The organism is Bacillus sp. FSL R9-9492, assembly GCF_038007365.1.
GTDB classification, from domain to species: domain Bacteria; phylum Bacillota; class Bacilli; order Bacillales; family Bacillaceae_G; genus Bacillus_A; species Bacillus_A mycoides.
Genome location: NZ_JBBOXC010000001.1, coordinates 4267135 through 4290062, shown reverse-complemented (window position 1 = coordinate 4290062; position 22928 = coordinate 4267135). Strand labels below are relative to the sequence as shown.

Below are 22928 nucleotides of genomic sequence, written 5' to 3'. Positions count from 1 at the left end.
AATAAAAAAGCGCATATCAATCATGCGCTTTTTGGTTTAAATCAAAATGAAATTTCAGAGTACTAAACAACATAAAGAACCATACGTAGTTAAAATAGTTATTTCTTAATAGATAAAACTCTGTGCATTGGTGAATTAATAATACTATTAATAAACAAAGTGATCCTTTACTAATAATTTGTTGATGATAGTTTGCATTGGTGGTTATTCTTTGTTTTAAAAGTAACGATATACTATATACAGCGAAAACAAAGAATAACAACATGCCAATTAATCCAGTTTCAGTCATGAATCCGATGTAGAAACTGTGAGCGCCACCACTTATTACATTTTCATCAACGCCAGAGGAAAGTAGTAATTCTTGTGTTGTATTAAATCCAACCCCATTTAAAGGATGGGATGCGAATTCGTTCAGTAATATGTCCCAAATGTCATTTCTTCCAGATAAGCTTACTGTCTTTTTATCACTGGAGCTAAATAGATAAAAACTAGCTAGTGCAGCTAATAAAATAGATGCTATAGTGATGTTTTTAAAAACATTCTTTTTGTGCATAAAAGGCGTCTTTGTTTTTGCTAAATAAAACAATGTTATAAAAATGAATGAAATCAATATGGATGTTCTTGAAGAACTTAAATATAGAGAATAACACTGTATCAGGAAAATAAAGAAGAAATTCCATTTTTTTAGATTTTTAGAAAAGTGCAGTATACATGCAGATGCGATACCTAAAACAAGTATCCACCCAAAAAGATTCGGGTTTCCTGTAATACTTGAGTATCTAAAATATGTATCAAACTTATACAAATATTGATTAATTGTAACTCCAAAAACAGATATGAAGTTAACGGAAATTTCGTTTTTTAACCAGTATGTAGAGCCAAAGACTTTAATTGTAATCGCGATTACGGAAAGAAACATAGATATCAAGACGTTTATTTTTAATATCTTAACGAAAAACGTTTGAGAATCTTTAACATTCATAATTAATAAAGCTAGTGCTAAAATCGGAATAAATGTTTGACAGGATCTCCATAGTGTTTCAAAGGATATAGAGCTCCAAAAACCTGACAGAGCACAGAAAGCAAACAAAATAGAAAGAAGAAACATCGCTACTGTAATTTCTTTATAATATGATATTCTTCTCTTGAAGATTAAGAAAAAAATAAAGAATAGTGGTAATGACATTGCTAGATAGTATCCAAAAGGTCTAGGTATCCAATGTGTATCATCACCATTAGTAGGTATGTAAATAAAGAATAGAAGAACATAATAATAGGTCAAAGTAACATCAAGTAATGCATTTTTTTTCATGTTTTTACTCCTTTAAAGAAACTGTAAGACACTAAATTTTAACATACATTTTCTATTTATGAGTAAGGAAATTCTATTTATAGAATAAGAAACAATTAAATTTATTTATTTTAGAGCAATCTCATGAAATCGAGGTGCTCTTTTTATTTTGAAAGGAGTGGAACAATGGATCGTATTGATGTATTAATAAAATCATTTATTTTTACCTTCGGTGGCTTCTGCGGGTACTTTTTGGGAGGGTGGGATACAACATTGAGGGTTCTACTAATCATGGCAGCTATCGATTATATCACAGGAGTATTCGCAGCAGGATTCAACGGGGAATTAAAAAGTAAAGTAGGATTCAAAGGCATCGCCAAAAAGGTGGTGCTTTTTCTTTTGGTCGGGGCTGCTACTCAAGCTGATGCAGCCATAGGGACAAATAGTGCTATTCGTGAAGCGACAATCTTTTTCTTTATCGGAAATGAGTTGTTATCGCTTTTAGAAAATGCAGGTCGTATGGGAATACCACTTCCACAAGCTTTGACAAATGCAGTTGAAGTTTTAGGCGGTAAACAAAAACAAGAAGTTAAAAAAGGAGATGTTGAGTAATGGGTTGTTTCGCAGGTTCAGGTGGTCACAATAATATTGTACAAGGTGCAAATAGTGTTTATGGGAAAGAGCACATAGAGGATAGAAAGTTCCTTGATGCTGTTGCTAAGTATGTACAAGCAGCAGGATGGAAATATGTGAATTGTTCTGATGAAGTTGGAACAACACAAACCGCAGTTTGGAGCAATGCAGCAAATAATCATTTGCGTGTGAAAGATAGTACTGTGGACGCGCAATTCCATTTAAACGCTACTCCAGGAGGTACAGGGTGCGAAGTATGGTTGCATCCTGAGTATGGTAATAGAGAATTAGCCGCAAAGATTTCAAAAGCGATGGCTGATGCTTTCGGATTAAGAGATCGAGGAATCAAGTTCTCGACCGAATTAGGTTGGATCAATAAAACAAAAACAGGATTACTTCCGGAAATTTGTTTTATCGATAATGAAGTGGATATGCAAAAATACCGCGCTAACTTTGATAAAGCGGCTAAAGCGGTAGCTGAAGTCATTGTAGGCAAATCAATTCAAGGGTCATCAGTGCCGACAGGAGGAAATAACATGCAATGGACAATGAAGTCAGGCGGATTAGGTGCTCCTTTAGCTCAAGAGGTAATGAACAAACTTGCTGAATTCAAAGTAAAGGGTAGCTTAGTTTATGAAGGAGACGGCATCTTTTATCTTCAATGTGCACCTGTTGCAGACAAAAATCAATTAGGAGCTATCGTATGGTATTTCAAAGATTACAAAGATTGGTTCTGTGAAGTTTATGAAGTAGAAGCTTAATATAATAAAAGAATAGTTTGATTAGCAAAAATAAGAGCCGTCCTATTGGGCGGCTTTTATTATTTCTTTCATTCAAAAAGAAAATCTATTTATTCATTTTATTTAAAGCTTTATCCATTTGACGTTCATTAGCTTGAGTAGCGCTACTTGTTGCATTTTCTACGCCACGGTAATTATATTTAGAGTTTTGCCAGAAATCAAATGCGAAATCTTTTAAATTTTTATCTGATGCATTTTTATCAACAATTTGTGACTTGAAAAGATTTTTCAACATGTATTCATGATTAGATACATCTTTAATATAGTTTTTATCTTTATATTCTTTAATAATTTCATCACCGAATTGTTTAACTTCATCTTTGGATGGTTTGTAATCCTTAGCATATTTGCTTATTTCATCAAATTTTTCAGTTGTAGATTTATCACTCGATGCAACTTCTTTAATTTTCCCTTCCCATTTTGCAGTTACTGCAACAGTTTCCTTCGGTTTACTTTTTTCTTTTGGATCATCATTAGATATATCGATAATTAGTGCAATAACAAGGATTGCAAATAATGCAATAAACCCAAAACAACCGAATTTGAAAGCCTTTTTCATAAATATTTCCCCCTAATTGATATTAACAACTGTATTATTATATCAAATTTTATGAATTTTTGTATTGCCTCAAAGCCAGAATTTCAATAAAAAGAGCTGAATGGAAATCCAGCTCTTTTGCCCCTTTTTTTCTGACTAATGCCCCACCTTTGCCCCGCTTTATATAAAAAGATAGAAAACACTTTGAAAAGGTCATGAGTAAAAACACTGATACAATAAGATATTTGCAAGGATAAAAAACAAATAAAAGGGGTGTATCTATTTTTAGGACAAATGCAATTAGAGTTTCGTGAAGTATCAAGTGGGAGGAAGATAGAGCTAGAAAACGGTGGGAATATTTTACGCTTCCAACTTCGTAATGGTGATCAGGTGACGTATGAAAAGTTGAATAGTAATTTAATAAGAAAAGTAAATATGCGCGGAAGGGAATTTATATTACAAAGGATTGAAGCGATTTCGTATAAATTAACACCTCATTTGTTATATATATATGTGAAAGATATAAGTGGTGAAATATATGAAGGCGTGGCTGTGCGCTATAGTGAAATTGAGATAGAAACATGAGAAAACAAGATGGATTTGTAATGCCAGGAACAATTATTTTTCTTATTTTATTCATTTCATTTTTGATGTACGAAACGAATATGTTACTTTCGGATAAAAAATTTTATTCTGAAATAGAACAAAGTTTTTTCATGGAGGAACTTGTTGATCGAGCTATTTCAGATATAAAAAGAGACTTACAGCAAAAAGAAAAAGAGGAGGTTTTTTTATTTCAGTATGAAAGAGGAGAAGTGAGTGGAAAGTACGTCTTTGAAAATGATGTTATTATCATTTCGTTGCAATGTGTTACAAAACAGAGAGTTTTCTATACAGTGAGCTTTCACTATAGGAAAAAGGATAATAAAATATTTGATTGGGTAGAAGGATAATATGTAAAATATATGGAGAAGAACCATGAGTTTCTATTGTGGAGGGAGTCAATTTCTTTGAGGAAAGGGATAAGAACGATGTTCAAAAGTTTAAATTTTCTCAAAAAAGAGAAAGGTAGAAAGAATATGATATATTCATGCTATCCAATCATTTTTTCTAGGGAGATAAGAAAATGACAAATAACAATCAAATAGGTGAAAATAAGGAACAAACTATTTTTGATCATAAAGGAAATACGATTATGACAGAGGATAGGGAAATACAAATTATTTCAAAATTCGAAGAACCTCTTATTGTTGTATTAGCAAATGTATTAAGTGATGAAGAGTGCGCTGAATTGATTGAATTGTCTAAAAGTAATATGAAACGTTCTAAAGTTGGTTCATCACGTGATGTAAATGATATTCGAACGAGTAGTGGTGCATTTTTGGAAGAGAATGAACTTACTTCGAAGATTGAAAAACGAATTTCATCTATCACGAATGTTCCTGTAGCGCATGGAGAAGGATTGCACATTTTAAATTATGAAGTGGATCAAGAATATAAAGCGCACTATGATTATTTTGCAGAACATAGCAGGTCAGCTGCTAATAATCGTATAAGTACTCTTGTGATGTACTTAAATGATGTAGAAGAAGGCGGGGAAACATTCTTTCCGAAATTAAATCTTTCTGTACACCCTAGAAAGGGAATGGCAGTATACTTTGAGTATTTTTATCAAGATCAATTACTAAATGAGCTTACGTTACATGGAGGAGCACCTGTAACGAAAGGTGAGAAATGGATTGCAACGCAGTGGGTGAGAAGAGGTACTTATAAGTAAAAGTGAGCCAGCTTGTTTGATTACGAGAAAATAGTGAGTATGTTACGTTTTGTTCTTCATAGCATAAGAAGAACAAAACGTTTTTTTATTAAATAAAGTAACATCTTTCGTTATAATAACAAATAATAACGGATGATTGAGAGGAACAAAAATGAAATCTATATACATAACTGGCTATATGGGAGCCGGGAAAACAACAATTGGAAAAGTGTTAAGTAAAGAACTTCATATGGATGTTGTAGATACAGACCAAAAAATTGAAGAGAAGCAAGAGAAGGCAATTCGTGATATTTTTGCCGAAGAAGGCGAAATGGCTTTTCGGGAATATGAAAGTGAAATGTTACGTTCACTACCGGTTCAGAATGTAATTATTACAACGGGTGGAGGGATTATTGAACGAGCGGAAAATCGAAAGTGGATGAAGGAAAATGGAACTGTTGTGTATTTATATTGCGATCCACATGTAATTGCAGAAAGGCTTCGTGAAGATACGACACGTCCACTATTTCAGAAGAAAGATATAGATGCATTTATAACGAAATTTGAATCGCGCCGAGCTTATTATGAAGAGGCTGATATTCATATCGATACGACAAATAAGTCGGTAAAGCAAATTATGAATGAATTAAAGCAAAAGATTAATGAATAAAAAAGTGGACATACTAATCAAGTAGAGGTGATGATAATATGTCTACTAATGATTATGTACGCTTTGTGACACAGCAATTTGTGTCATATATGGATGCTCCAAAAGAGGATCGAAAACAACAGAAACAACAACGTCGTGCGGAGAAAGAGCCATTCTTAAATAAATGGTTTGGTGTTATGCCACTGAGCGCTGCTTTGTTTTATCGAAATGTAAAAAATAAAAGAAAAAAATCAAGCTAACTTTTTCGTAATATGTCTGGCAAAATAAAGATCCCCTAGTGCAATAAGCTGCTAGGGGATCTTTATTTATTGTTGCACAGATTCTTTTTCTTCAGTAACCGCATGTATCTTATTATTTACCCATACAAACCCTATTCCGATGCAAATAGAAATACCCCAGCCAACAGCGGTCATAATAGCTCTCATTTCACCATATCCATCTACACCGAAAACAGAGATGAAATAGATTTTCAAGAAGCTTTTTAATATAAATTGAAGGCCGAAAAATAGTGTTAAATATTGCAGTGCTGGATATATACGACTATCACGATAAAGCTCACGACTTTTATCACGATCATGACCTTGCAGTGCTGAAATATCCGCTGCGAAATATAACATAAGTGGTTTTTTTATAAAGATTGTACATATAACGATGCAGCCAAGTACGATATGATAATATGCATCATTCCATAGCATTCGTTCCGCTGATCCAGATATTAAGTCTACCGTTGTATTAGAAATGAGTGTAATTAAAATAAAGAACCCTGTAACGTTAAACTGTTTTTCTTTTTTAAAGGTATACAGTGTATAAATAATCCCCGGAACAGAGGAAATTAACATTGCGTAATAAGGATCGATATAAGGTTTTGCAAATTTCCAAATGAGGAATGGGAATACGAGATAAAAGACAAGATCTAATATAGCTTTTTTATTTTGATTCATACAAATCCTCCTTAAGTCATACATATATTTTATAATATAATTTCTGAAAATTGTATAAGGTTTAATAAAAAAAGAAAAGTAGATGATTAGTAGATTAAAAAAATTGTCCCTAGCGTAGTAAGTTTTTTTAGTATATAATAAAGGAAACGCTTTCATTTTTGATTTGTTCACAAAATGGATGGAAAATCACATATTTACTATTGATATGTTACTTTATAATGAAACTAATTAAATATACATGCATACAATATTGTGAAATAAATAACATAAATAATCTATATAAATGTAAACGTTATCAAAAGAGAGGTGGAGACAATGAGTAAATTTTTCTTCAATCATAATCCAGCAACATTAGAGGATGGAAGACTGGTTAAGTATGCTGAAATTATTTATGGAGAAGGTGGCCGTTCTGTATTAGAAAATTTAATGGTGAAGGCATCTATCAGATTACGTGATCGTTATCCGAATAAATCTGACGAACAGATCTCGAACCTCGTAAATCAAGGCATCCATGATATGTTTCAAAAATACGTGAATGAGTAAGAGCAGCTACTGGCTGCTCTTACTTTTTTGTATAAGGATTGTGCCTCTAGCTGAAAATAAAGATGCATTTTGAAACATGCAAAAAGGAGGCGAAAAAGATGAGTAATGGAATTGGTCGTTCAAAAGAGAATCTTCCAACTGATGCAAACCATGTGAGTGCAAAGGATCGTGCATATCAGAAACGTATGACAGAGAAAAAACAGCAAGAGCGTAATGAAGATAGAGAATAGGCTGGGAACATATCTTAAAAGAAGCTCCTTCAATCTGAAGGAGCTTTCTTTAAGATAGAAAATGATTTGCGGTAACATAAAAGAGACCACCGTTTATAATTTGTATTGTAATGCGTGGTTCGTATTGTTCTTGTAATGCTTGCTTTTCAATTTCATAGCTTTCTGGAAGTTCATCGCTATCTTCGTAAAATCGATTTAAAAGGTCTAAATCGTGATTCCAACGCACTCTCGCTTCTTTTGCCCACGTGTGGTCATCTTCAGCGATTATACTTTTTAAAGCATCCTCTATACGTTGTAAGCCACTTTGTGGCTTAATGATAGGTGAGAGGGTAAAACAAAAGTCAGGTATTTTCGGTGTGAGTTTAATCTCTGCTAAAGTGTCGTGAAAGTTTGCAATCATTGTCCCGGAAATAAGATGAATACCGATGGAATGAAGTATGTCTTTTTTTCGGTCGCATTGATAAGATACTTTTATATTTACACCAAGCCAAGGATGAAGGGGGGTATGAGTTGCCCCGCTATGTTTCACTTCCTCATATAAACGTATGTATGAACCTAGTTCTTTTGTTGTTTCAAATATTTGATGCAAACGGGGTGAACCGTAATGAATAAGTTCACCGTCGTTTTCTTCGTTTTCTGGATTTGTAATAAGAGTAAGGCGCATCGGGTTCGGAACGCCTCCTGTTTTTTCAAGATAGTGCCAATAGAAAGGGCGGTTCATTAATAATTTATCCATTTCAATTGTTAACTGCACGTCTAATAGGTGAGGGGAACGTTCTAAAATTTCGCAGTTATTCGCCTCAAAAAAGTTATATAAGTAATTATGAATTTCATTTTGCTGCATAGTCCTGCACCTCTGCTTCATTGCGCTTCGCAAAATCGATAATAGATGTTAAATTTTCCATCTTGATTCGAATTTCACCTTCGCTTTTTGACTGCGCGAAAATTTCTTGAATATGCGCATCAATATTTTTCATGTTGATTCTCGTTAAAATTTCATCGAGTTCACCGATTACACGTTCAAATAAATTAATTTTTTCATATAGTAGTTTTAAAATGTGCTCTTCAACAGTGTGCTTTGTTGCTAAGTTATAAATATGAACATCATTTTTTTGTCCAAGACGGTGAATACGTCCAATCCTTTGCTCGAGTCGCATTGGATTCCACGGTAAGTCGTAATTAATCATATGGCTACAAAATTGTAAGTTAATTCCTTCACCACCAGCTTCGGTCGCAATTAATACTTGGGCATGATTTTGGAAAAGCTCCTTCATCCAATCTTTCTTCCCGCGCTTAAATCCACCGCGAAATGGAACAGAGGAAATGCCATGTTGTTGTAAGAACCATTGTAAATACATTTGTGAAGCTCTATATTCAGTGAAGATAATGACTTTATCGTCAACTTCTTTTATAAGCTCTAGTGCTTTATTTGCTTTGGAGTTGAACGGAATATGATTAATTTTGTCCATCAGCACATCAATATGTGGGTCCTTTATGTAGTGCTCATTTTCTTTCTGTCTTTTTTCTACATGTTTTTTTAATGAATAGTAAACAGCTTCACGACTACTACATGCTTCCCGTTTTAAAGTTAAGGATGAGAAAGCAGATGTGACGGCATCTTGTCCACGCCAATTTTCAATTTCATTATACAAAGCTTGTTCTTCTTCATTGAATTCAACGAAGATTGTTCGTACATGCCTCTTCGGCCAATCAATGCCAGTGTTATTGCGTCTATTTCGAACCATTACTTTATTGATAAGAGCTTTTAAATCTTCATCGGATTCAGTGGAACGATTTTTGGAAGCGTAATATTCTTCAAAATTAGATTGATTGCCTAAATGACCTGGTTTTAATAAAGAAACGAGGTTGAAGATTTCATCGATTTTATTTTGAACAGGAGTTGCAGTTAGTAATAAACAAAACTTCTTTTTTAATCGCTGTGCAAATTCATAGTTTTTTGTTTTATTATTTTTTAGTTTATGTGCTTCATCGATAATAATAAGGTCATACTCTAGGTTTAAAACGATATCGCGATGCGGTGAACGTTTCGCAGTATCGATTGATGAAACGATGACATCAGCTTGTTCCCAAGAATAACTTTTCTTTTGAGCGACCGCAGGAATAAAAAATTTTGTGTTTAGTTCATACGCCCACTGAGATACGAGAGAAGCTGGAACGAGAATGAGTACCTTTTTTACAAGTCCTCGAACCATATATTCTTTTAAAATAAGTCCAGCTTCAATCGTTTTTCCAAGTCCGACTTCGTCTGCTAGAATCGCTTTACCATTCATTTGTTCAATGACATTTTGAGCGACCTCTAATTGATGTGGAAGCGGCGTGAAATGTGATAAATGTTTCGGTGCTTGCAATCCGTCAAAAGTAGGGACGAGTAACGATTTCTCTGTTTTATAAGCTAAATGATATAAATCCCAATTTGTCCAAGGACCATCTTCATCAATTCTTTTTAAAAAATTGTTTTGCCACGTTCGATCTACGGAAATATCGACATTCATTAAGACTCTCCCACCTTTTATAAACTAAAGTGATTATTTAAAAAATCTTTATTATAAGCCTCGTAATAAGGCGCTATCACAATTACTAAAAGTTAAAGAATAGGCAATGATAAAGGGCTAAATTTCAAAATTTGTATTTAATAAGATTAAGAATGAAAAATTCTAAATTATTTTTTATGCTAGAATATTGATGAAATATAGCGAATAATGTTAGGATAATGGTGTGAAATGTGTGGAATCTTTCGTATTTTATCCAAGAAAGTAACTTTTTATTTACGCTTTCATAAAAAAATATACTGAGATTCCGTATAACCTTATCTTTTCAGAATGAAAATGTTTAGATATGGGAAGCAACTTTTATTGATTTGTCAGAGCATAAGGGGGAAAGAGCATGATTACATTACAACGTACACCGTTATTTGATGTATACGCGAAGTATGGTGGGAAAACAGTCGACTTCGGTGGTTGGGAATTACCAGTTCAATTTTCAAGCATTAAAGAGGAACATGAAGCTGTACGTACAGGAGCAGGTTTGTTCGATGTATCTCATATGGGAGAAGTAGAGGTAAAAGGTGTAGATAGTTTAGCATTTTTACAACGTGTTGTTACAAATGACGTATCTACCTTAAAGGTAGGGGGCGCACAATATACAGCTATGTGCTATGAAAATGGTGGCACAGTAGATGACTTATTAATCTACAAACGTGGTGAAGAAGACTATTTATTAGTAATCAATGCATCAAATATCGAGAAAGATTACGAATGGTTAGCTAGCCATGTAATTGGCGATGCGAAAGTAGTCAATGTTTCTAGTGAAGTTGCGCAGCTTGCAATTCAAGGACCAAAAGCAGAAGGCATTTTACAAAAAGTTGTGTCAGAAGATTTAAAAGAAATTAAGTTCTTTAAATTTAAAAATAATATTCTTGTAGATGGAATTCCTGCACTTGTATCTCGTACAGGTTACACAGGTGAAGATGGATTCGAAATTTACTGTAAGAGTGAAGATGCAGCAAAACTTTGGGAGAAACTTCTTGAAGTGGGAGCAGAAGAGGGCTTAAAACCATGTGGCTTAGGTGCTCGTGATACACTTCGCTTCGAAGCAACACTTCCGTTATACGGACAAGAGTTATCAAAAGATATTACACCGATTGAAGCGGGAATTGGCTTTGCGGTAAAACCAAATAAAGAAGCAGATTTCTTTGGAAAAGAAACGTTAAAAGAGCAAAAAGAAAACGGTGCATCTCGTAAATTAGTCGGCATCGAAGTAATCGAACGCGGTATTCCTCGTACGCATTACCCTGTATTTATAGGAGAAGAAAAAATCGGGGAAGTAACGAGTGGTACACAATCTCCAACGTTAAAGAAAAGCATTGGTTTAGCACTAATTGATGTAAAATACGCAGCAGTTGATACAGAAGTAGAAATTGAAATTCGTAATAAACGCGTCAAAGCAGTAGTTGTTCCAACACCATTTTATAAACGTTCAAAGTAACGGGGAGAGGGGTAGATTTCATGTTGCATCGTTATCTTCCAATGACAGAAGAAGACAAAAAAGAAATGTTACAAACAATCGGCGTTCAAACGATTGATGAGTTATTCTCTGATATTCCAGAGAGTGTTCGTTTTAAAGGGGATTTAAAAATTAAAGAAGCAAAATCAGAGCCAGAGCTTTTAAAAGAGCTATCTCAAATGGCTAGCAAAAATGCGAACTTAAAAGAATATGCTTCTTTCTTAGGAGCAGGTGTATACGATCATTACGCTCCAGTAATTGTTGATCATGTTATTTCTCGTTCAGAGTTTTATACAGCATACACACCATACCAACCAGAAATTTCACAAGGGGAATTACAAGCAATTTTTGAATTCCAAACAATGATTTGTGAATTAACAGGAATGGATGTAGCAAACTCTTCTATGTATGACGGAGGTACAGCTTTAGCTGAAGCGGCAATGCTAGCAGCTGGTCATACTCGCAAAAAGAAAATTCTTGTATCTAAGGCAGTTCATCCAGAATCAAGAGCGGTACTTGAAACATATGCAAAAGGTCAAAATCTTGAAGTTGTTGAAATTGATCATAAAAACGGTGTAACAGATTTAGAAGTATTACAAAGTGAAGTAGATGATACAGTTGCTTGTGTAATCGTTCAATATCCAAACTTCTTCGGACAAGTGGAAAAGTTAGCTGATATCGAAAAAATCGTTCATCAACAAAAATCATTATTTATCGTTTCTTCAAATCCATTATCATTAGGCGCATTAACACCGCCAGGAAAATTCGGTGCTGATGTTGTAATCGGTGATGCACAACCATTCGGTATCCCAACGCAGTTTGGTGGACCGCACTGTGGTTACTTTGCAACAACGAAAGCATTTATGCGTAAAATTCCAGGACGTCTTGTCGGACAAACTGTAGATTCAGATGGTAAACGTGGATTTGTATTAACGTTACAAGCACGTGAACAGCATATTCGTCGTGATAAAGCGACGTCTAACATTTGTTCAAACCAAGCGTTAAATGCATTAGCAGCTTCTGTTGCAATGACGGCACTTGGCAAACAAGGTGTAAAAGAAATGGCACGTCAAAATATTTCTAAAGCACAATATGCAAAACGTCAATTTGAAGCGAAAGGTTTCACAGTAACGTTCGCTGGACCATTCTTTAATGAATTTGTTGTAGATTGTAAACGTCCAGTTAAAGAAATAAATGATGTATTAATACAAAAGAATATTATCGGTGGTTACGACCTAGGCCGTGATTATAAAGAGCATGAAGACCATATGCTTGTAGCGGTAACAGAGCTTCGTACAAAAGAGGAAATTGACACACTTGTAAACGAAATGGGGGCTATCCAATGAAGAACCAAGACCAAGCACTTATTTTTGAAGTGACTAAAGAAGGACGAGTAGGATATAGCTTACCCAAATTAGATGTAGAAGAAGTAAAATTAGAAGATGTGTTTGAGAGTGATTATATTCGAGTAGAAGATGCAGAGCTTCCAGAAGTATCTGAACTTGATATTATGCGCCATTACACAGCGCTTTCAAACCGTAACCACGGTGTGGATTCTGGATTCTATCCACTTGGGTCTTGTACGATGAAATATAATCCGAAAATTAATGAAAACGTAGCTCGTTTCGCAGGCTTTGCAAATATTCATCCACTTCAAGATGAAAAAACAGTGCAAGGTGCAATGGAATTAATGTATGACTTACAAGAACATTTAATTGAAATTACAGGTATGGATACTGTTACGTTACAACCAGCAGCTGGTGCACACGGAGAATGGACAGGATTAATGTTGATTCGTGCATATCATGAAGCGAACGGTGACTTTAACCGTACGAAAGTAATTGTTCCTGACTCTGCTCACGGAACAAACCCGGCGTCTGCAACAGTAGCTGGTTTTGAAACAATTACGGTGAAATCAAATGAACATGGTCTTGTTGACTTAGATGATTTAAAACGTGTTGTAAACGAAGAAACAGCAGCACTTATGTTAACAAATCCAAATACATTAGGCCTATTCGAAGAAAATATTTTAGAAATGGCAGAAATCGTCCATAACGCAGGCGGTAAATTATACTATGATGGTGCAAACTTAAATGCGGTATTAAGCCAAGCACGCCCAGGAGATATGGGATTTGACGTTGTGCATTTAAATCTTCATAAAACATTTACAGGTCCGCATGGCGGCGGTGGCCCAGGTTCTGGTCCAGTAGGTGTGAAAGCTGATTTAATTCCGTACTTACCAAAACCGATTTTAGAGAAAACGGAAAATGGCTATCACTTTAACTATGATCGTCCAGAAGCAATTGGGCGTGTGAAACCATTCTATGGTAACTTCGGAATTAACGTTCGTGCATACACATATATTCGTTCTATGGGCCCAGATGGCTTGCGTGCAGTAACTGAGTATGCTGTATTAAATGCGAACTATATGATGAGAAGATTAGCACCATTCTATGATCTTCCGTTCGATAGACATTGCAAGCATGAATTTGTATTATCAGGTCGTCGTCAAAAGAAACTTGGTGTACGTACATTAGATATTGCAAAACGTCTGCTTGATTTCGGTTACCATCCACCAACAATTTACTTCCCATTAAATGTGGAAGAATGTATTATGATTGAGCCAACAGAAACAGAATCAAAAGAAACATTAGATGGTTTCATTGATAAGATGATTCAAATTGCTAAAGAGGTAGAAGAAAATCCAGAAGTTGTACAAGAAGCACCACATACAACAGTAATAAAACGTTTAGATGAAACATTGGCTGCTCGTAAACCAGTTTTACGTTATGAAAAGCTAGCACCTGTACAAGTGTGATTGGAAAAAAAAGAACTCGCTACATGCGGGTTCTTTTTTTTGCGACATTGGTGCGGATAGAATGAAAAAAATGTTAAAAATTTATATTTTTTGTTTCATATTGCTGTAAAGATGCGGTTTTATAGGTGTTTTTGTTGAAAAAGTCGGTTTGATAAAAGTATTTATTTTTGTTAGAATTTTATTGAAATTAAGAAGATGTGATGAGGTAGAAATTACTCATTTTTATGTATATGTGAAAAAACGAGCAAGACGGGGGTGGAAGCGTGGGATATCGATGTTATAGAATGGTATACCATTTAGAAAATGGAGAAACAATTAAAGATGTAAAAGAATTTTGTTACCGAGACCAAGAGAAAGTGTTAGAAAGAGTAGCGCACCGTGTAATGGATAATAGAGAAGTGACAGCGATTGATAAACAAGGAACAATCATTTCAATAGCGTGTGAGGACATTGTAAAGGTAGAACTTGATTACATAACAGAAAGTTAACCTTGAGTCATATCGAATTATTCGATACAATATACTGTTGAATGGTGAAGAGAGAAGAGAGGAGTTTATCATGGGTAATACAAGACACTTTTATATGTTTATTTTAGCGTTTGTTCTTGTTGTGGCGTTAACGATTTATTTAATTGTTGATAGCAGCTGGTACAATACAGTTCATCCAGCATTCCTTCTTTTTATGTATGTAGGAATTGCGGTTGTTAGTTTCGGAATGAGAGACGAAATGTTAGATCGCTTTGAAAAGTGATACATATACGAAAGACCAACAGAAAAATGTTGGTCTTTTTTTCTTGCCAAAAATAGGATGTTTTGTATATACTGTGTATATAAGGTATATACAGTATATACACACTGGAGGAAAACATGAATATTATTATTTCGAATTCTTCCCAAGACCCTATTTATGTGCAAATAAGGAAACAATTAAGCCAGCTTATTTTAAATAGTGGTTTAAAGGGTGGAGACCAATTACCGTCTATTCGTAGCTTAGCGAAGGAATTACAAATTAGTGTAATTACAACGAAACGTGCGTACGAGGAGCTTGAAAAAGAAGGATATATAGAAACTGTTGCTGGGAAGGGGACTTATGTTTCACATAAAAATAATGAACTATTAAAAGAACAGCGGCTACGTCTATTGGAAAGTAAAGTAGAAGAGATTGTGAATGAAAGTAAAGTGTTGCAGCTTTCACTGGAAGAGTTGCAACAGATGATTGCGTGTTTATACAAGGGGGAATAAGAGATGTTAGAGCTAAAAAACGTTTGTAAAACTTATCAAGATTTCTCAGTGAAAAATGTAAGTTTTACATTGCCACGTGGATATATTATGGGATTTATCGGACCGAATGGAGCTGGAAAAAGTACGACGATCAAAATGATTATGAATTTAATCAGAAAAGAGAGCGGTGATATAAAAATTTTTGGTAAGGACAATAAGAAAGCCGAAAAGGAAATAAAACAAAATATTGGTTTTGTATATGATGAAAATCATTATTACGTAGATTTAACGTGTGAGCAAATGAAACGGATTATTGCACCGTTATATAAAAAGTGGGACGAAAAGCAGTATCAATCGTATATGCAGAGATTACAAGTTCCAACGTATAAAAAGATTAAAGAGTTATCCAAAGGGATGAAAATGAAATTTGCGATTGCAATCGCACTTTCACACCATGCGGAATTCATTATTATGGATGAACCAACAGCAGGATTAGACCCAGTTGTTCGAAGTGAATTACTTGATATGCTGCAAGAGATTGTAATGGAAGATGAAGTATCTGTATTATTCTCAACACACATTACAACAGACTTAGAGCGCATCGCGGATTATATTACGTTCATCAACGATGGAGAAATTATATTTACTGGTGAGAAAGATGAATTAATGGAGAATTACGTAATCGTAAAGGGAAGTAATGATTTATTAGACCGAGAAGGAAAAGAGCTATTTGTTGGATTACGAAAAAATAAATTTGGTTTCGAAGGTTTAGCAGAGGATAAACAAGCAATTGTCGATTGGTTTGGAAATGAAGTTGTACTAGAAAAGCCTACATTAGATGATATTATCGTTTACACCGCGAAAGGGAGAGGTGCTTATGCGTCAGCTCATATATAAAGATTTGTTCTTTTTTAGGGTAACGTGGTTAGTGAATCTAATTGTGCCTCTTGTATTATTTATGTTAGATCCAAGTGGTGAATTGTTATTTTCGATGAGTTGTCTATTTATAACTCTTTCTTCCGTTATGACGTTAACTTTTATGGATGAAAGGAATAACAGTGACATTATTATAAATAGTTTACCGGTAAGCCGAAAGGATATCATAATTGCTAGATATGTTTCCAGTGCAATATTTATTGTTGGTGGCATACTCTCTACGATGTTAGTTGTTTTTCTTGTAAGAGGCATTGTGGTCATTGGTGATATCGGTACCTATCATCCGAATCTATACATTGAAATTCCATGGTATGAAGTAATAAATGGAGCTGTTTACGCCGTATTTTTTGTTGTAACATTCTTTCCTAGTTATTATGTTACAAGGTCAAAGATAGCACGAAGTATAGTGTCAGGAGCATCAATGGTAGTTGGTGGAATTGCTTGGATATTCATAGGAGATGGATTGGATGAAACAACACCTTCATTCATTGAGTGGATTATGAATCCAGTGCATATCGGTGTATTTATAGTTGGAGGAATTATATTAGCTAGTGTCTATATCGCTTCTATGTTTCTTACAATTAAAATTTATGAAACGCGTGATTTATAGAGAGGGGAATTCATATGCAACAGTTGATTTTGAAGGAGTTTTTCTTACAGAAGAAGATGTTTCCTTTCTATTTTTTAATACCTATTTTATCTGTTTTTAGAAATTCCGTAGAACCGATGGGGATTGCAATAGGATTATTTATAACATGTAGTACGATTATATATATTTCTTTTTATTATGACGAGAAAAGTAAAATAGAAAAAGTATTAGTGAGTTTGCCGATAATGAGAAAAGAGATAGTTATAGCTAAATATATTTCAAGCACATTATTTATTATAGTCGGTTTGAGCATAACTTCTATAGTCGTAATATTAGGAAATATTTTGTTGAACAGAGATATAGTTATTCCTGGATATGCAATATTTTCAGCAATAGTAGCAACTTTGATTTATTGTGTAGTAACGATACCTACTAATTACATTGGAGGATATAAAGCTATTACTGTCTTGAATGTGATTATGATTTTTCCTTTAATGGGTATGATTGGCCTTATGTGCAATATTTTTGGTGATGAAATAATTATGTTAAAAGTACTCCACTCTCAAGAGGCTACACTAGCAATGAGTGTTCTTGGTATCGGAGTGTTAGTAAGTATAGTCATATCAATGTTTCTCTCAATGAAAATGTTTCAGGAGGCAGAGTTATAGAAGGGACATTTTCATATTAGGAGGGTAAAACATGATCAAGCAATTAGTCTTAAAAGATATAGTGTTGCAAAGAAAGTTAGGGTTTGCGTATCTTATATGTTTGTTTTTCCTTGCTATTGTTGATTTTCGTAGTGATAGCTTCCTTATGACGATTAGCTTATCTATACCTTTTCTTGGCATGGTACTGTCAATGAGTTATGAGGGGAAAAATAAAAGTGAAATAATAGTAAATAGTTTACCGTTACAACGTAAAGGAATTGTCATAGCAAAATACATATTTGTAAGTATTTTAGTTGCGTTAGGGGGGATTCTCTCACTTGTGGTTGGTTTGATTCAGTTACAAAATGAACATATAACTGGATTTATGCTGTGGGGAGAAATTCTCGGAGGTATAACAGGTGGGCTTGTTTGTAGCATAATTGTACTTCCGATTGAATTCTCAGTAGGATATAACAGTGCAAAACAAATTGCTCCTTTTATCGGAATAGCATTTGGGTATTTAAGTGGACTAATTGTAAGTAACGTATGGTTAGATGTAGAGAATGTTTGGAGCACGAGTCTAGTCGTAAATGTTTGTTTTATAGCTGGGCTGCTTCTTTTATATATCATGTCTATGTTATTCTCAATTCATTTGTATAGTGAGCGTGATTTGTAAGAGAGAGGAGAATAGTGTTGAAACAACTAATTTTAAAAGATTTCATCATTCAATGGAAATTTTTAATTTGGTACATATTGTATCCTGTTTTCTTTTATATGGCTTTAACAGATACGGAAAATCTGTTCATAATTATGTCAGTAATTATTACAATTGGGGCAACAGTAAAAACATTTGAAGCAGATAGTAAAAATGAGAGTGAAGTTATAGCGAGTAGTTTGCCAATATTCAGAAAACAAATTGTGTATGCGAAATATATAGTAGCAATTATTATTCTCTTTATAAGCGTAACGGTCGGTTGTTTCACGATGGGAATGAAGAATGGGGTTAACCTATTTGAATTTATTGAAACGACAATGGTTGCTAGTATTAGCTTTATTTTAGTGTATTTAAGCTTTGTTTTACCGATATCGTTTTGGCTAGGGTATAAAAAAACTATTTTTATTACGATAGTAATATTCATGGCGCCGATTGTTATTTTAGAAACTTTGTTTCAAATCAACCTGGAACAAATTCAACTATACAACAGCGTGTTATTCGTTAGTTCAATTTTCATGTTCATAGTATCTATCTTCGTTTCAGTGAAATTGTATGAGAAGAGAGAATTTTAAAAGGTGCCTCGTAAAAGGCACCTTCTTCAATAACGGCAATACGAGAGCAAAAGTTTATAAACAGAAAGGCTATTAGGCACATCTTTCGGAGTATGTAATATAAAGCTGAAAACGATAACGAAAATGAGAAAGAGGAAAAATAAAAATAGGATCTGCTTATGTATAGAATTTTGCATATAACCCACTCCTTTTTTAGGTAGTATGTCCAAAAGAAAGAAGGATATGAAAAATTTTAGGAGGGAGAATGATGAACAAAAGAAAGTGGTTATATAGAATTGGGGTACTTTTATTTTCAATTGGTCTCATAATAGCAAATTTTTACTCGGATATACCACCGCCATTTCCTAATTTGCATAAAGGGATTGGTATAAGTATTGTCATAGCTGGTCTGCTTTGTCTGATCGCATCAAATTTCTATAGAAAATCAGAATGAATATAAAGTGAAACTTTAATCAGTGGGGGTCTTACTGCCCGTTAATGCGGGATAAAAAAAGGACAGTTACTTCTTTTCAGAAGAACTGTCCTTTTTAAATAACTTGTTCCATAGCTTGGCGATACTCCATATAATCACGATTGTAATGGAGGCGATAATTGACCAAGCGATAGATGCAATTTCAAGTGCCATGTTAGGAAGGAATGTAAGAATGAATAGTACTTTATGAAACAGCCATTCTATTATATGAAAACTTATTTGTAATAGAATGACGATCCCGAGTGTAATCCATGCTAAGATTTGTTTTCCTTTTTCTTTCCACATGACATTCACCTCACGTTAGCCTAATAATTTTAAGCCAACAGCGCCGCATAGAATGCAGCTTAAGAAGGCAAGGCGACGCCAATCCGCTGACTCGCGGAAAATAAGAATACCGAGAAGTGCACTTCCGGCAGTTCCGATTCCAGTCCAAATTGCGTAAGCAGTTCCCATCGGTAATGTGTTCATTGCAAGAGATAAGAAGAAGAAGCTTACGCCAAAGTTAGCGATTAAAATAACTTTTGGTGCCCAGCCTTTCTTTTCAGTGGCTACTTTCATAAAGAGTACACCAACAATTTCACAAATACCAGCTAGAATTAAAAATACCCAAGCCATTTTATGCGGCCTCCTTCGCTTCTTTTTCTTCTGTTACTCGTTTTAAACCAATTACTCCGAAGAAGATTAAACCAATTAATAAAACTTTTACGATAGAGAAAGGTTCTCCGAAGATGAAAATCTCTGTAAGAACGATTCCACCAGCTCCAATTCCTGTAAAGACTGCGTATACAGTGCCGACAGGTAAATCTTTATATGCTCTAAATAATAAGACGAAACTAATTGTAATTAATAGAGCAACACCAGCCCACTCAAGTGGTGCCTCCGCTTTTTTAAGTCCAATAACCCAAAAGATTTCAATAATACCAGCTATGATTACATAAATCCATGCCATATGTCATTTCTCCTTCCTACCAGTCGTTAGGTAAAGGGCTTAAAAACGACGCATTGCAAAGGAGCAATCCGTCAGTTTGAAAGTCCGCGCCAAAATACTTTCCAAGAAGCTTCTAAACGTGTCTCAAAACGATTTAAACCTGCGTATAGTAGTTCAACCATAAGGCCGTCAAGTAAGCATAAAAAAGCCTCCAAAGCGTCTTTTACTTCAATGTTATGCAGTTCATCTTGTTCGCTTGCTCTTTTAAACACAGGGAATAAAAGTTTTCCGACATTTTCAATGTGTACATTCGCTTTATCAATAATTTGTTCGCGAAATGCATCCGGCGGAAAATAAGAAGTTCGTAACCAAAACATTGATTCTTCACTTTCACCAAATCGTTTTGCATAACCTTTTAACAGATTTACTAGCAATTCTTCAGTAGACGATTTTGAAAAATTTTCGATATCGTCAGTGAAGCTTTGTAAATCTTTTTGAAGAGCGGATTCTAAGCATGTAAAATATAGCTCTTCTTTTCCTTTAAAGTGTGCGTAAATCGATGGTTTTTTAATCCCAACTTCTTGAGCAATATTTGCTAATGAAGTTCCTTCGTAGCCGTAGCGTGCGAAATGAGAAAGTGCTACAGCTTTAATGCGGTTTGCTGTCATTTTCATCCCCTACCTACCGTTCGTTAGGTTCATTATATGAGATAAAAAATATAAAGTCAATAGGTGAAGAACTGAAAAAAGAGTGCTATGGTTGGCACTCTTTTCTAGACTGTTTTTCGCTCAATTAAATGGAATGAAAGTTCTTCTGAGTTTCCAATAATGTGTTCGTTTTGTATCTGTTTATGAAATAAAGAAAAAGCACGTGATCCCATTGTGAGCCCGGGATGCTCAATAGTTGTAATTTCTAATGCTTTTGAAATTTCATGGTTATCAAATCCCAGGATAGCGAGGTCTTCAGGTATGCGAATTCCATGTTTTTTTGCCTCTGTTAATAAACCAGCAGCTACTTGATCGTTCGCTGTGAAAATAGCGGTTGGACGATTTTTCATGTTTAAAATACGATGAAGTATTTTTGCCCCGTTCTGCATCGTATAACATTGATGGAAAATCCAATCAGGGTGTACTGTTTTTCCTTCGTGACGAAGAGTATCGGCGAAAGCTTTTTCACGCTCGATTGAATTAACACTTGTTTTTCTTGCTAAACAAATGCCGATTTTTTCATGACCTTTACTGAGTAAATAGGAAGTACCGAGACGGAATCCTTCGTAATGATCTACATAGACAGATGAAATGAGGGGATGGTTCATTTTTTCACATGAAATAATAGGGGCAAATTTTGCGAACGGTTCAATTTGTTCCCATGAACTCGTGCGAGAGCAAATAATCATCCCGTCAAATTGTTTCATTTTCATCATTTCAAGAACGCGAATTTCTTCAATACTATCGTAATTCGTTTGGCATAAATTAATATGATATCCAGCTGCTAACGCTTCGTTTCCGATTCCTTCAATGATCGTGCTAAAGTACGGAAGATTAATAAAAGGTAGCATAACCCCGATCGTATACGTTTTTCCCTTTATTAAATGGATAGCATTTATATTTTTGGCATAGTTCAATTCTTCAACTGCATCTAAAACACGCTTACGCTTTTCTTCTTTTACGTAAGGATGATTATTAAGAACACGAGAAACAGTTGATATAGATACACCAGCAGTTTTTGCAATTTGTTTTATATTGGCCATATGTATCACCTCTTTACTTAATTATAAGGGGAAAATAATAAGAATGAAAAAATCTTGACCTGAAAAGCTTTTCACAATCTATGTTATAAGCATGACTTCTGTTATTCGCGTAACCTTTTTATTTGGGCGTAAGAATAGCGAGGTCTTTTTTGTATGTCTGCAAAGAGTTTTTGTCAAAATGTGTGAGAATAACGTGGAAAGTTTTCGGAGGAGGCGTTTGATAACGAAGCGAATAGAAGAGAGTATAAACGCTTCGCTCGTTAAGAGAGCGGTATGAAAGGGCGGAAACAAATTGAAAAAAGGAATCATTTGTTTCGTGTTTTCTAGTGTAATACTTAGCTCATGTTCATTTCAGCAAACGATGCAAGAAGAAAAAACATTTGTAGGAACAACAGGAGGGGCTAAGGACCGTGTTACTGATCCGATTCCCCTAAAGGAACTTCCAAAATATTTTCCGGCAAAGTTTAAAGTTCCAACGTTTTTACCTTATGACATTACGAGTGATGTGAAGGGAGAGGTAAGAACGATGGGAAAGAAGAATGCTGTCTTAACGATTAAATATAAGCAACAAGAGAAAGGAAGGCACGATTATATAGAATTAACAGTGGCCAACTTTTCTTACAGTTTTCCATACCTCGTAGAAGAGAATCGATTTCAAGAACAAATGAAATTGAATAATGGAGCACCTGCTTATTTTAAAAATAAGGATGATTACGAGAGAGGGGACGAATTTGCTACGCTTATATGGAAAGAGAAGGGGATTGAATATCAGCTATTATATCGTAATGTAGATGAGAAAGATGAAGATGTGATTAAACAAAATCTGCTGTACATTGCGAACAATATGGAATGAAAA

The 22928-nt window shown here is 34.6% G+C and carries 31 protein-coding genes and 2 pseudogenes; 22 read left to right on the top strand and 11 right to left on the bottom strand.

What is annotated here, in order from left to right; translation table 11 throughout:
* Positions 1 to 16: 16 nt before the first annotated feature.
* Entirely contained in the window at positions 17 to 1312 is a 1296-nt protein-coding gene (locus MKY70_RS21900; protein ID WP_341022898.1) for an O-antigen ligase family protein, read from the bottom strand.
* 165 nt (positions 1313 to 1477) lie between these two features.
* On the opposite strand from MKY70_RS21900, the gene MKY70_RS21895 reads away from it, so the two are divergent.
* Positions 1478 to 1903 (top strand): phage holin family protein, encoded by a 426-nt coding sequence (locus MKY70_RS21895; RefSeq protein ID WP_341074565.1) that lies wholly within the window; start codon positions 1478 to 1480, stop codon positions 1901 to 1903.
* Positions 1903 to 2685 carry an N-acetylmuramoyl-L-alanine amidase gene (locus MKY70_RS21890; RefSeq protein WP_341074563.1) on the top strand — a complete coding sequence of 261 codons (783 nt, stop codon included), beginning with the start codon at positions 1903 to 1905 and terminating at the stop codon, positions 2683 to 2685. The genes MKY70_RS21895 and MKY70_RS21890 overlap by 1 nt, the downstream gene beginning before the upstream one ends.
* A gap of 85 nt (positions 2686 to 2770) precedes the next feature.
* Here MKY70_RS21890 and MKY70_RS21885 read toward each other — a convergent pair whose 3' ends face one another.
* A complete protein-coding gene (locus tag MKY70_RS21885; RefSeq protein WP_341074561.1) occupies positions 2771 to 3283 on the bottom strand; it encodes a hypothetical protein in 513 nt (170 codons plus the stop codon).
* A 231-nt stretch (positions 3284 to 3514) separates the two neighbouring features.
* Between MKY70_RS21885 and MKY70_RS21880 the strand changes: the two are divergent.
* The 5 genes and pseudogenes from MKY70_RS21880 to MKY70_RS21860 form a co-directional block, all read left to right on the top strand.
* Positions 3515 to 3847: pseudogene (locus MKY70_RS21880) on the top strand (competence type IV pilus minor pilin ComGF); the annotation flags it as partial.
* Positions 3844 to 4215, top strand: a complete 372-nt coding sequence (gene comGG, locus MKY70_RS21875; RefSeq protein ID WP_088034277.1) for a competence type IV pilus minor pilin ComGG — start codon at positions 3844 to 3846, stop codon at positions 4213 to 4215. The pseudogene MKY70_RS21880 and the gene comGG, both read left to right, overlap by 4 nt.
* 173 nt (positions 4216 to 4388) lie before the next feature.
* Positions 4389 to 5039 carry a 2OG-Fe(II) oxygenase gene (locus MKY70_RS21870; protein ID WP_002138329.1) on the top strand — a complete coding sequence of 217 codons (651 nt, stop codon included), beginning with the start codon at positions 4389 to 4391 and terminating at the stop codon, positions 5037 to 5039.
* Between the two features lie 151 nt (positions 5040 to 5190).
* Complete coding sequence (locus tag MKY70_RS21865; RefSeq protein ID WP_002129082.1) at positions 5191 to 5688, top strand: shikimate kinase; 498 nt, start codon at positions 5191 to 5193, stop codon at positions 5686 to 5688.
* Positions 5689 to 5726: 38 nt separating this feature from the next.
* Complete coding sequence (locus tag MKY70_RS21860) at positions 5727 to 5927, top strand: YqzE family protein (protein ID WP_002015009.1); 201 nt, start codon at positions 5727 to 5729, stop codon at positions 5925 to 5927.
* Between the two features lie 66 nt (positions 5928 to 5993).
* On the opposite strand, the gene MKY70_RS21855 is transcribed toward MKY70_RS21860, so the two are convergent.
* Both MKY70_RS21855 and MKY70_RS21850 read right to left on the bottom strand, forming a co-directional pair.
* Positions 5994 to 6629 carry a VC0807 family protein gene (locus tag MKY70_RS21855; RefSeq protein WP_002015010.1) on the bottom strand — a complete coding sequence of 212 codons (636 nt, stop codon included), beginning with the start codon at positions 6627 to 6629 and terminating at the stop codon, positions 5994 to 5996.
* Between the two features lie 127 nt (positions 6630 to 6756).
* Positions 6757 to 6873: pseudogene (locus MKY70_RS21850) on the bottom strand (GTP pyrophosphokinase).
* A 71-nt stretch (positions 6874 to 6944) separates the two neighbouring features.
* Here MKY70_RS21850 and MKY70_RS21845 point away from each other — a divergent pair.
* Positions 6945 to 7172, top strand: coding sequence for a hypothetical protein (locus MKY70_RS21845; RefSeq protein ID WP_000032698.1), 228 nt, complete (start codon positions 6945 to 6947; stop codon positions 7170 to 7172).
* 98 nt (positions 7173 to 7270) lie between these two features.
* Positions 7271 to 7402: a hypothetical protein gene (locus tag MKY70_RS21840; RefSeq protein WP_002088613.1), complete on the top strand. Its 132-nt coding sequence runs from the start codon at positions 7271 to 7273 to the stop codon at positions 7400 to 7402.
* Between the two features lie 49 nt (positions 7403 to 7451).
* Here the strand turns inward: MKY70_RS21840 and MKY70_RS21835 are convergent, their stop codons facing one another.
* Together MKY70_RS21835 and MKY70_RS21830 are read right to left on the bottom strand one after the other, a co-directional pair.
* On the bottom strand, positions 7452 to 8246 hold the full coding sequence (locus tag MKY70_RS21835; RefSeq protein WP_002088611.1) for a YqhG family protein: 795 nt from the start codon (positions 8244 to 8246) through the stop codon (positions 7452 to 7454).
* Entirely contained in the window at positions 8233 to 9915 is a 1683-nt protein-coding gene (locus MKY70_RS21830; protein ID WP_002015016.1) for a DEAD/DEAH box helicase, read from the bottom strand. The genes MKY70_RS21835 and MKY70_RS21830 overlap by 14 nt, the downstream gene beginning before the upstream one ends.
* Positions 9916 to 10306: 391 nt before the next feature.
* Between MKY70_RS21830 and gcvT the strand changes: the two genes are divergently transcribed.
* The 12 genes from gcvT (at position 10307) to MKY70_RS21770 (ending at position 19355) form a co-directional block, all read left to right on the top strand.
* Complete coding sequence (gcvT, locus tag MKY70_RS21825) at positions 10307 to 11407, top strand: glycine cleavage system aminomethyltransferase GcvT (protein ID WP_002034013.1); 1101 nt, start codon at positions 10307 to 10309, stop codon at positions 11405 to 11407.
* 20 nt (positions 11408 to 11427) lie between these two features.
* Positions 11428 to 12771, top strand: coding sequence for an aminomethyl-transferring glycine dehydrogenase subunit 1 (gene gcvPA / locus MKY70_RS21820; protein WP_002034012.1), 1344 nt, complete (start codon positions 11428 to 11430; stop codon positions 12769 to 12771).
* A complete protein-coding gene (gene gcvPB / locus MKY70_RS21815; protein ID WP_002122485.1) occupies positions 12768 to 14243 on the top strand; it encodes an aminomethyl-transferring glycine dehydrogenase subunit 2 in 1476 nt (491 codons plus the stop codon). Before gcvPA ends, gcvPB begins: the two co-directional genes overlap by 4 nt.
* Positions 14244 to 14527: 284 nt before the next feature.
* Positions 14528 to 14731, top strand: a complete 204-nt coding sequence (locus tag MKY70_RS21810) for a DUF3929 family protein (RefSeq protein WP_341026415.1) — start codon at positions 14528 to 14530, stop codon at positions 14729 to 14731.
* Between the two features lie 70 nt (positions 14732 to 14801).
* Complete coding sequence (locus MKY70_RS21805; protein WP_002088608.1) at positions 14802 to 14993, top strand: hypothetical protein; 192 nt, start codon at positions 14802 to 14804, stop codon at positions 14991 to 14993.
* Between the two features lie 116 nt (positions 14994 to 15109).
* Complete coding sequence (locus tag MKY70_RS21800; RefSeq protein ID WP_044442613.1) at positions 15110 to 15484, top strand: GntR family transcriptional regulator; 375 nt, start codon at positions 15110 to 15112, stop codon at positions 15482 to 15484.
* Between the two features lie 3 nt (positions 15485 to 15487).
* Positions 15488 to 16360 carry an ABC transporter ATP-binding protein gene (locus MKY70_RS21795; protein WP_341074559.1) on the top strand — a complete coding sequence of 291 codons (873 nt, stop codon included), beginning with the start codon at positions 15488 to 15490 and terminating at the stop codon, positions 16358 to 16360.
* A complete protein-coding gene (locus MKY70_RS21790) occupies positions 16341 to 17009 on the top strand; it encodes an ABC-2 transporter permease (protein ID WP_002143120.1) in 669 nt (222 codons plus the stop codon). The genes MKY70_RS21795 and MKY70_RS21790 overlap by 20 nt, the downstream gene beginning before the upstream one ends.
* A 14-nt stretch (positions 17010 to 17023) precedes the next feature.
* Positions 17024 to 17656, top strand: a complete 633-nt coding sequence (locus MKY70_RS21785) for an ABC-2 transporter permease (protein ID WP_002034007.1) — start codon at positions 17024 to 17026, stop codon at positions 17654 to 17656.
* 31 nt (positions 17657 to 17687) lie between these two features.
* Positions 17688 to 18311: an ABC-2 transporter permease gene (locus MKY70_RS21780; RefSeq protein WP_088034287.1), complete on the top strand. Its 624-nt coding sequence runs from the start codon at positions 17688 to 17690 to the stop codon at positions 18309 to 18311.
* A 14-nt stretch (positions 18312 to 18325) separates the two neighbouring features.
* Positions 18326 to 18922, top strand: coding sequence for an ABC-2 transporter permease (locus tag MKY70_RS21775; RefSeq protein ID WP_341025698.1), 597 nt, complete (start codon positions 18326 to 18328; stop codon positions 18920 to 18922).
* Between the two features lie 247 nt (positions 18923 to 19169).
* Positions 19170 to 19355 carry a hypothetical protein gene (locus MKY70_RS21770; RefSeq protein ID WP_002143118.1) on the top strand — a complete coding sequence of 62 codons (186 nt, stop codon included), beginning with the start codon at positions 19170 to 19172 and terminating at the stop codon, positions 19353 to 19355.
* Between the two features lie 66 nt (positions 19356 to 19421).
* On the opposite strand, the gene MKY70_RS21765 is transcribed toward MKY70_RS21770, so the two are convergent.
* The 5 genes from MKY70_RS21765 to MKY70_RS21745 form a co-directional block, all read right to left on the bottom strand.
* A complete protein-coding gene (locus MKY70_RS21765) occupies positions 19422 to 19679 on the bottom strand; it encodes a DUF3975 family protein (protein ID WP_088034289.1) in 258 nt (85 codons plus the stop codon).
* A gap of 15 nt (positions 19680 to 19694) precedes the next feature.
* On the bottom strand, positions 19695 to 20009 hold the full coding sequence (locus MKY70_RS21760; protein WP_002015033.1) for a DMT family transporter: 315 nt from the start codon (positions 20007 to 20009) through the stop codon (positions 19695 to 19697).
* Position 20010: 1 nt separating this feature from the next.
* Positions 20011 to 20343 (bottom strand): DMT family transporter, encoded by a 333-nt coding sequence (locus tag MKY70_RS21755; RefSeq protein WP_000312339.1) that lies wholly within the window; start codon positions 20341 to 20343, stop codon positions 20011 to 20013.
* A 71-nt stretch (positions 20344 to 20414) separates the two neighbouring features.
* Positions 20415 to 20996 (bottom strand): TetR/AcrR family transcriptional regulator, encoded by a 582-nt coding sequence (locus MKY70_RS21750; RefSeq protein WP_002034003.1) that lies wholly within the window; start codon positions 20994 to 20996, stop codon positions 20415 to 20417.
* A gap of 98 nt (positions 20997 to 21094) precedes the next feature.
* The gene (locus tag MKY70_RS21745) at positions 21095 to 22072 is read right to left on the bottom strand and encodes a LacI family DNA-binding transcriptional regulator (protein ID WP_341025697.1); all 978 of its coding nucleotides are present in this window, start codon (positions 22070 to 22072) and stop codon (positions 21095 to 21097) included.
* Positions 22073 to 22388: 316 nt separating this feature from the next.
* Between MKY70_RS21745 and MKY70_RS21740 the strand changes: the two genes are divergently transcribed.
* A complete protein-coding gene (locus MKY70_RS21740) occupies positions 22389 to 22925 on the top strand; it encodes a DNA polymerase III subunit delta (protein WP_078181004.1) in 537 nt (178 codons plus the stop codon).
* The last annotated feature ends 3 nt before the right edge of the window (positions 22926 to 22928 follow it).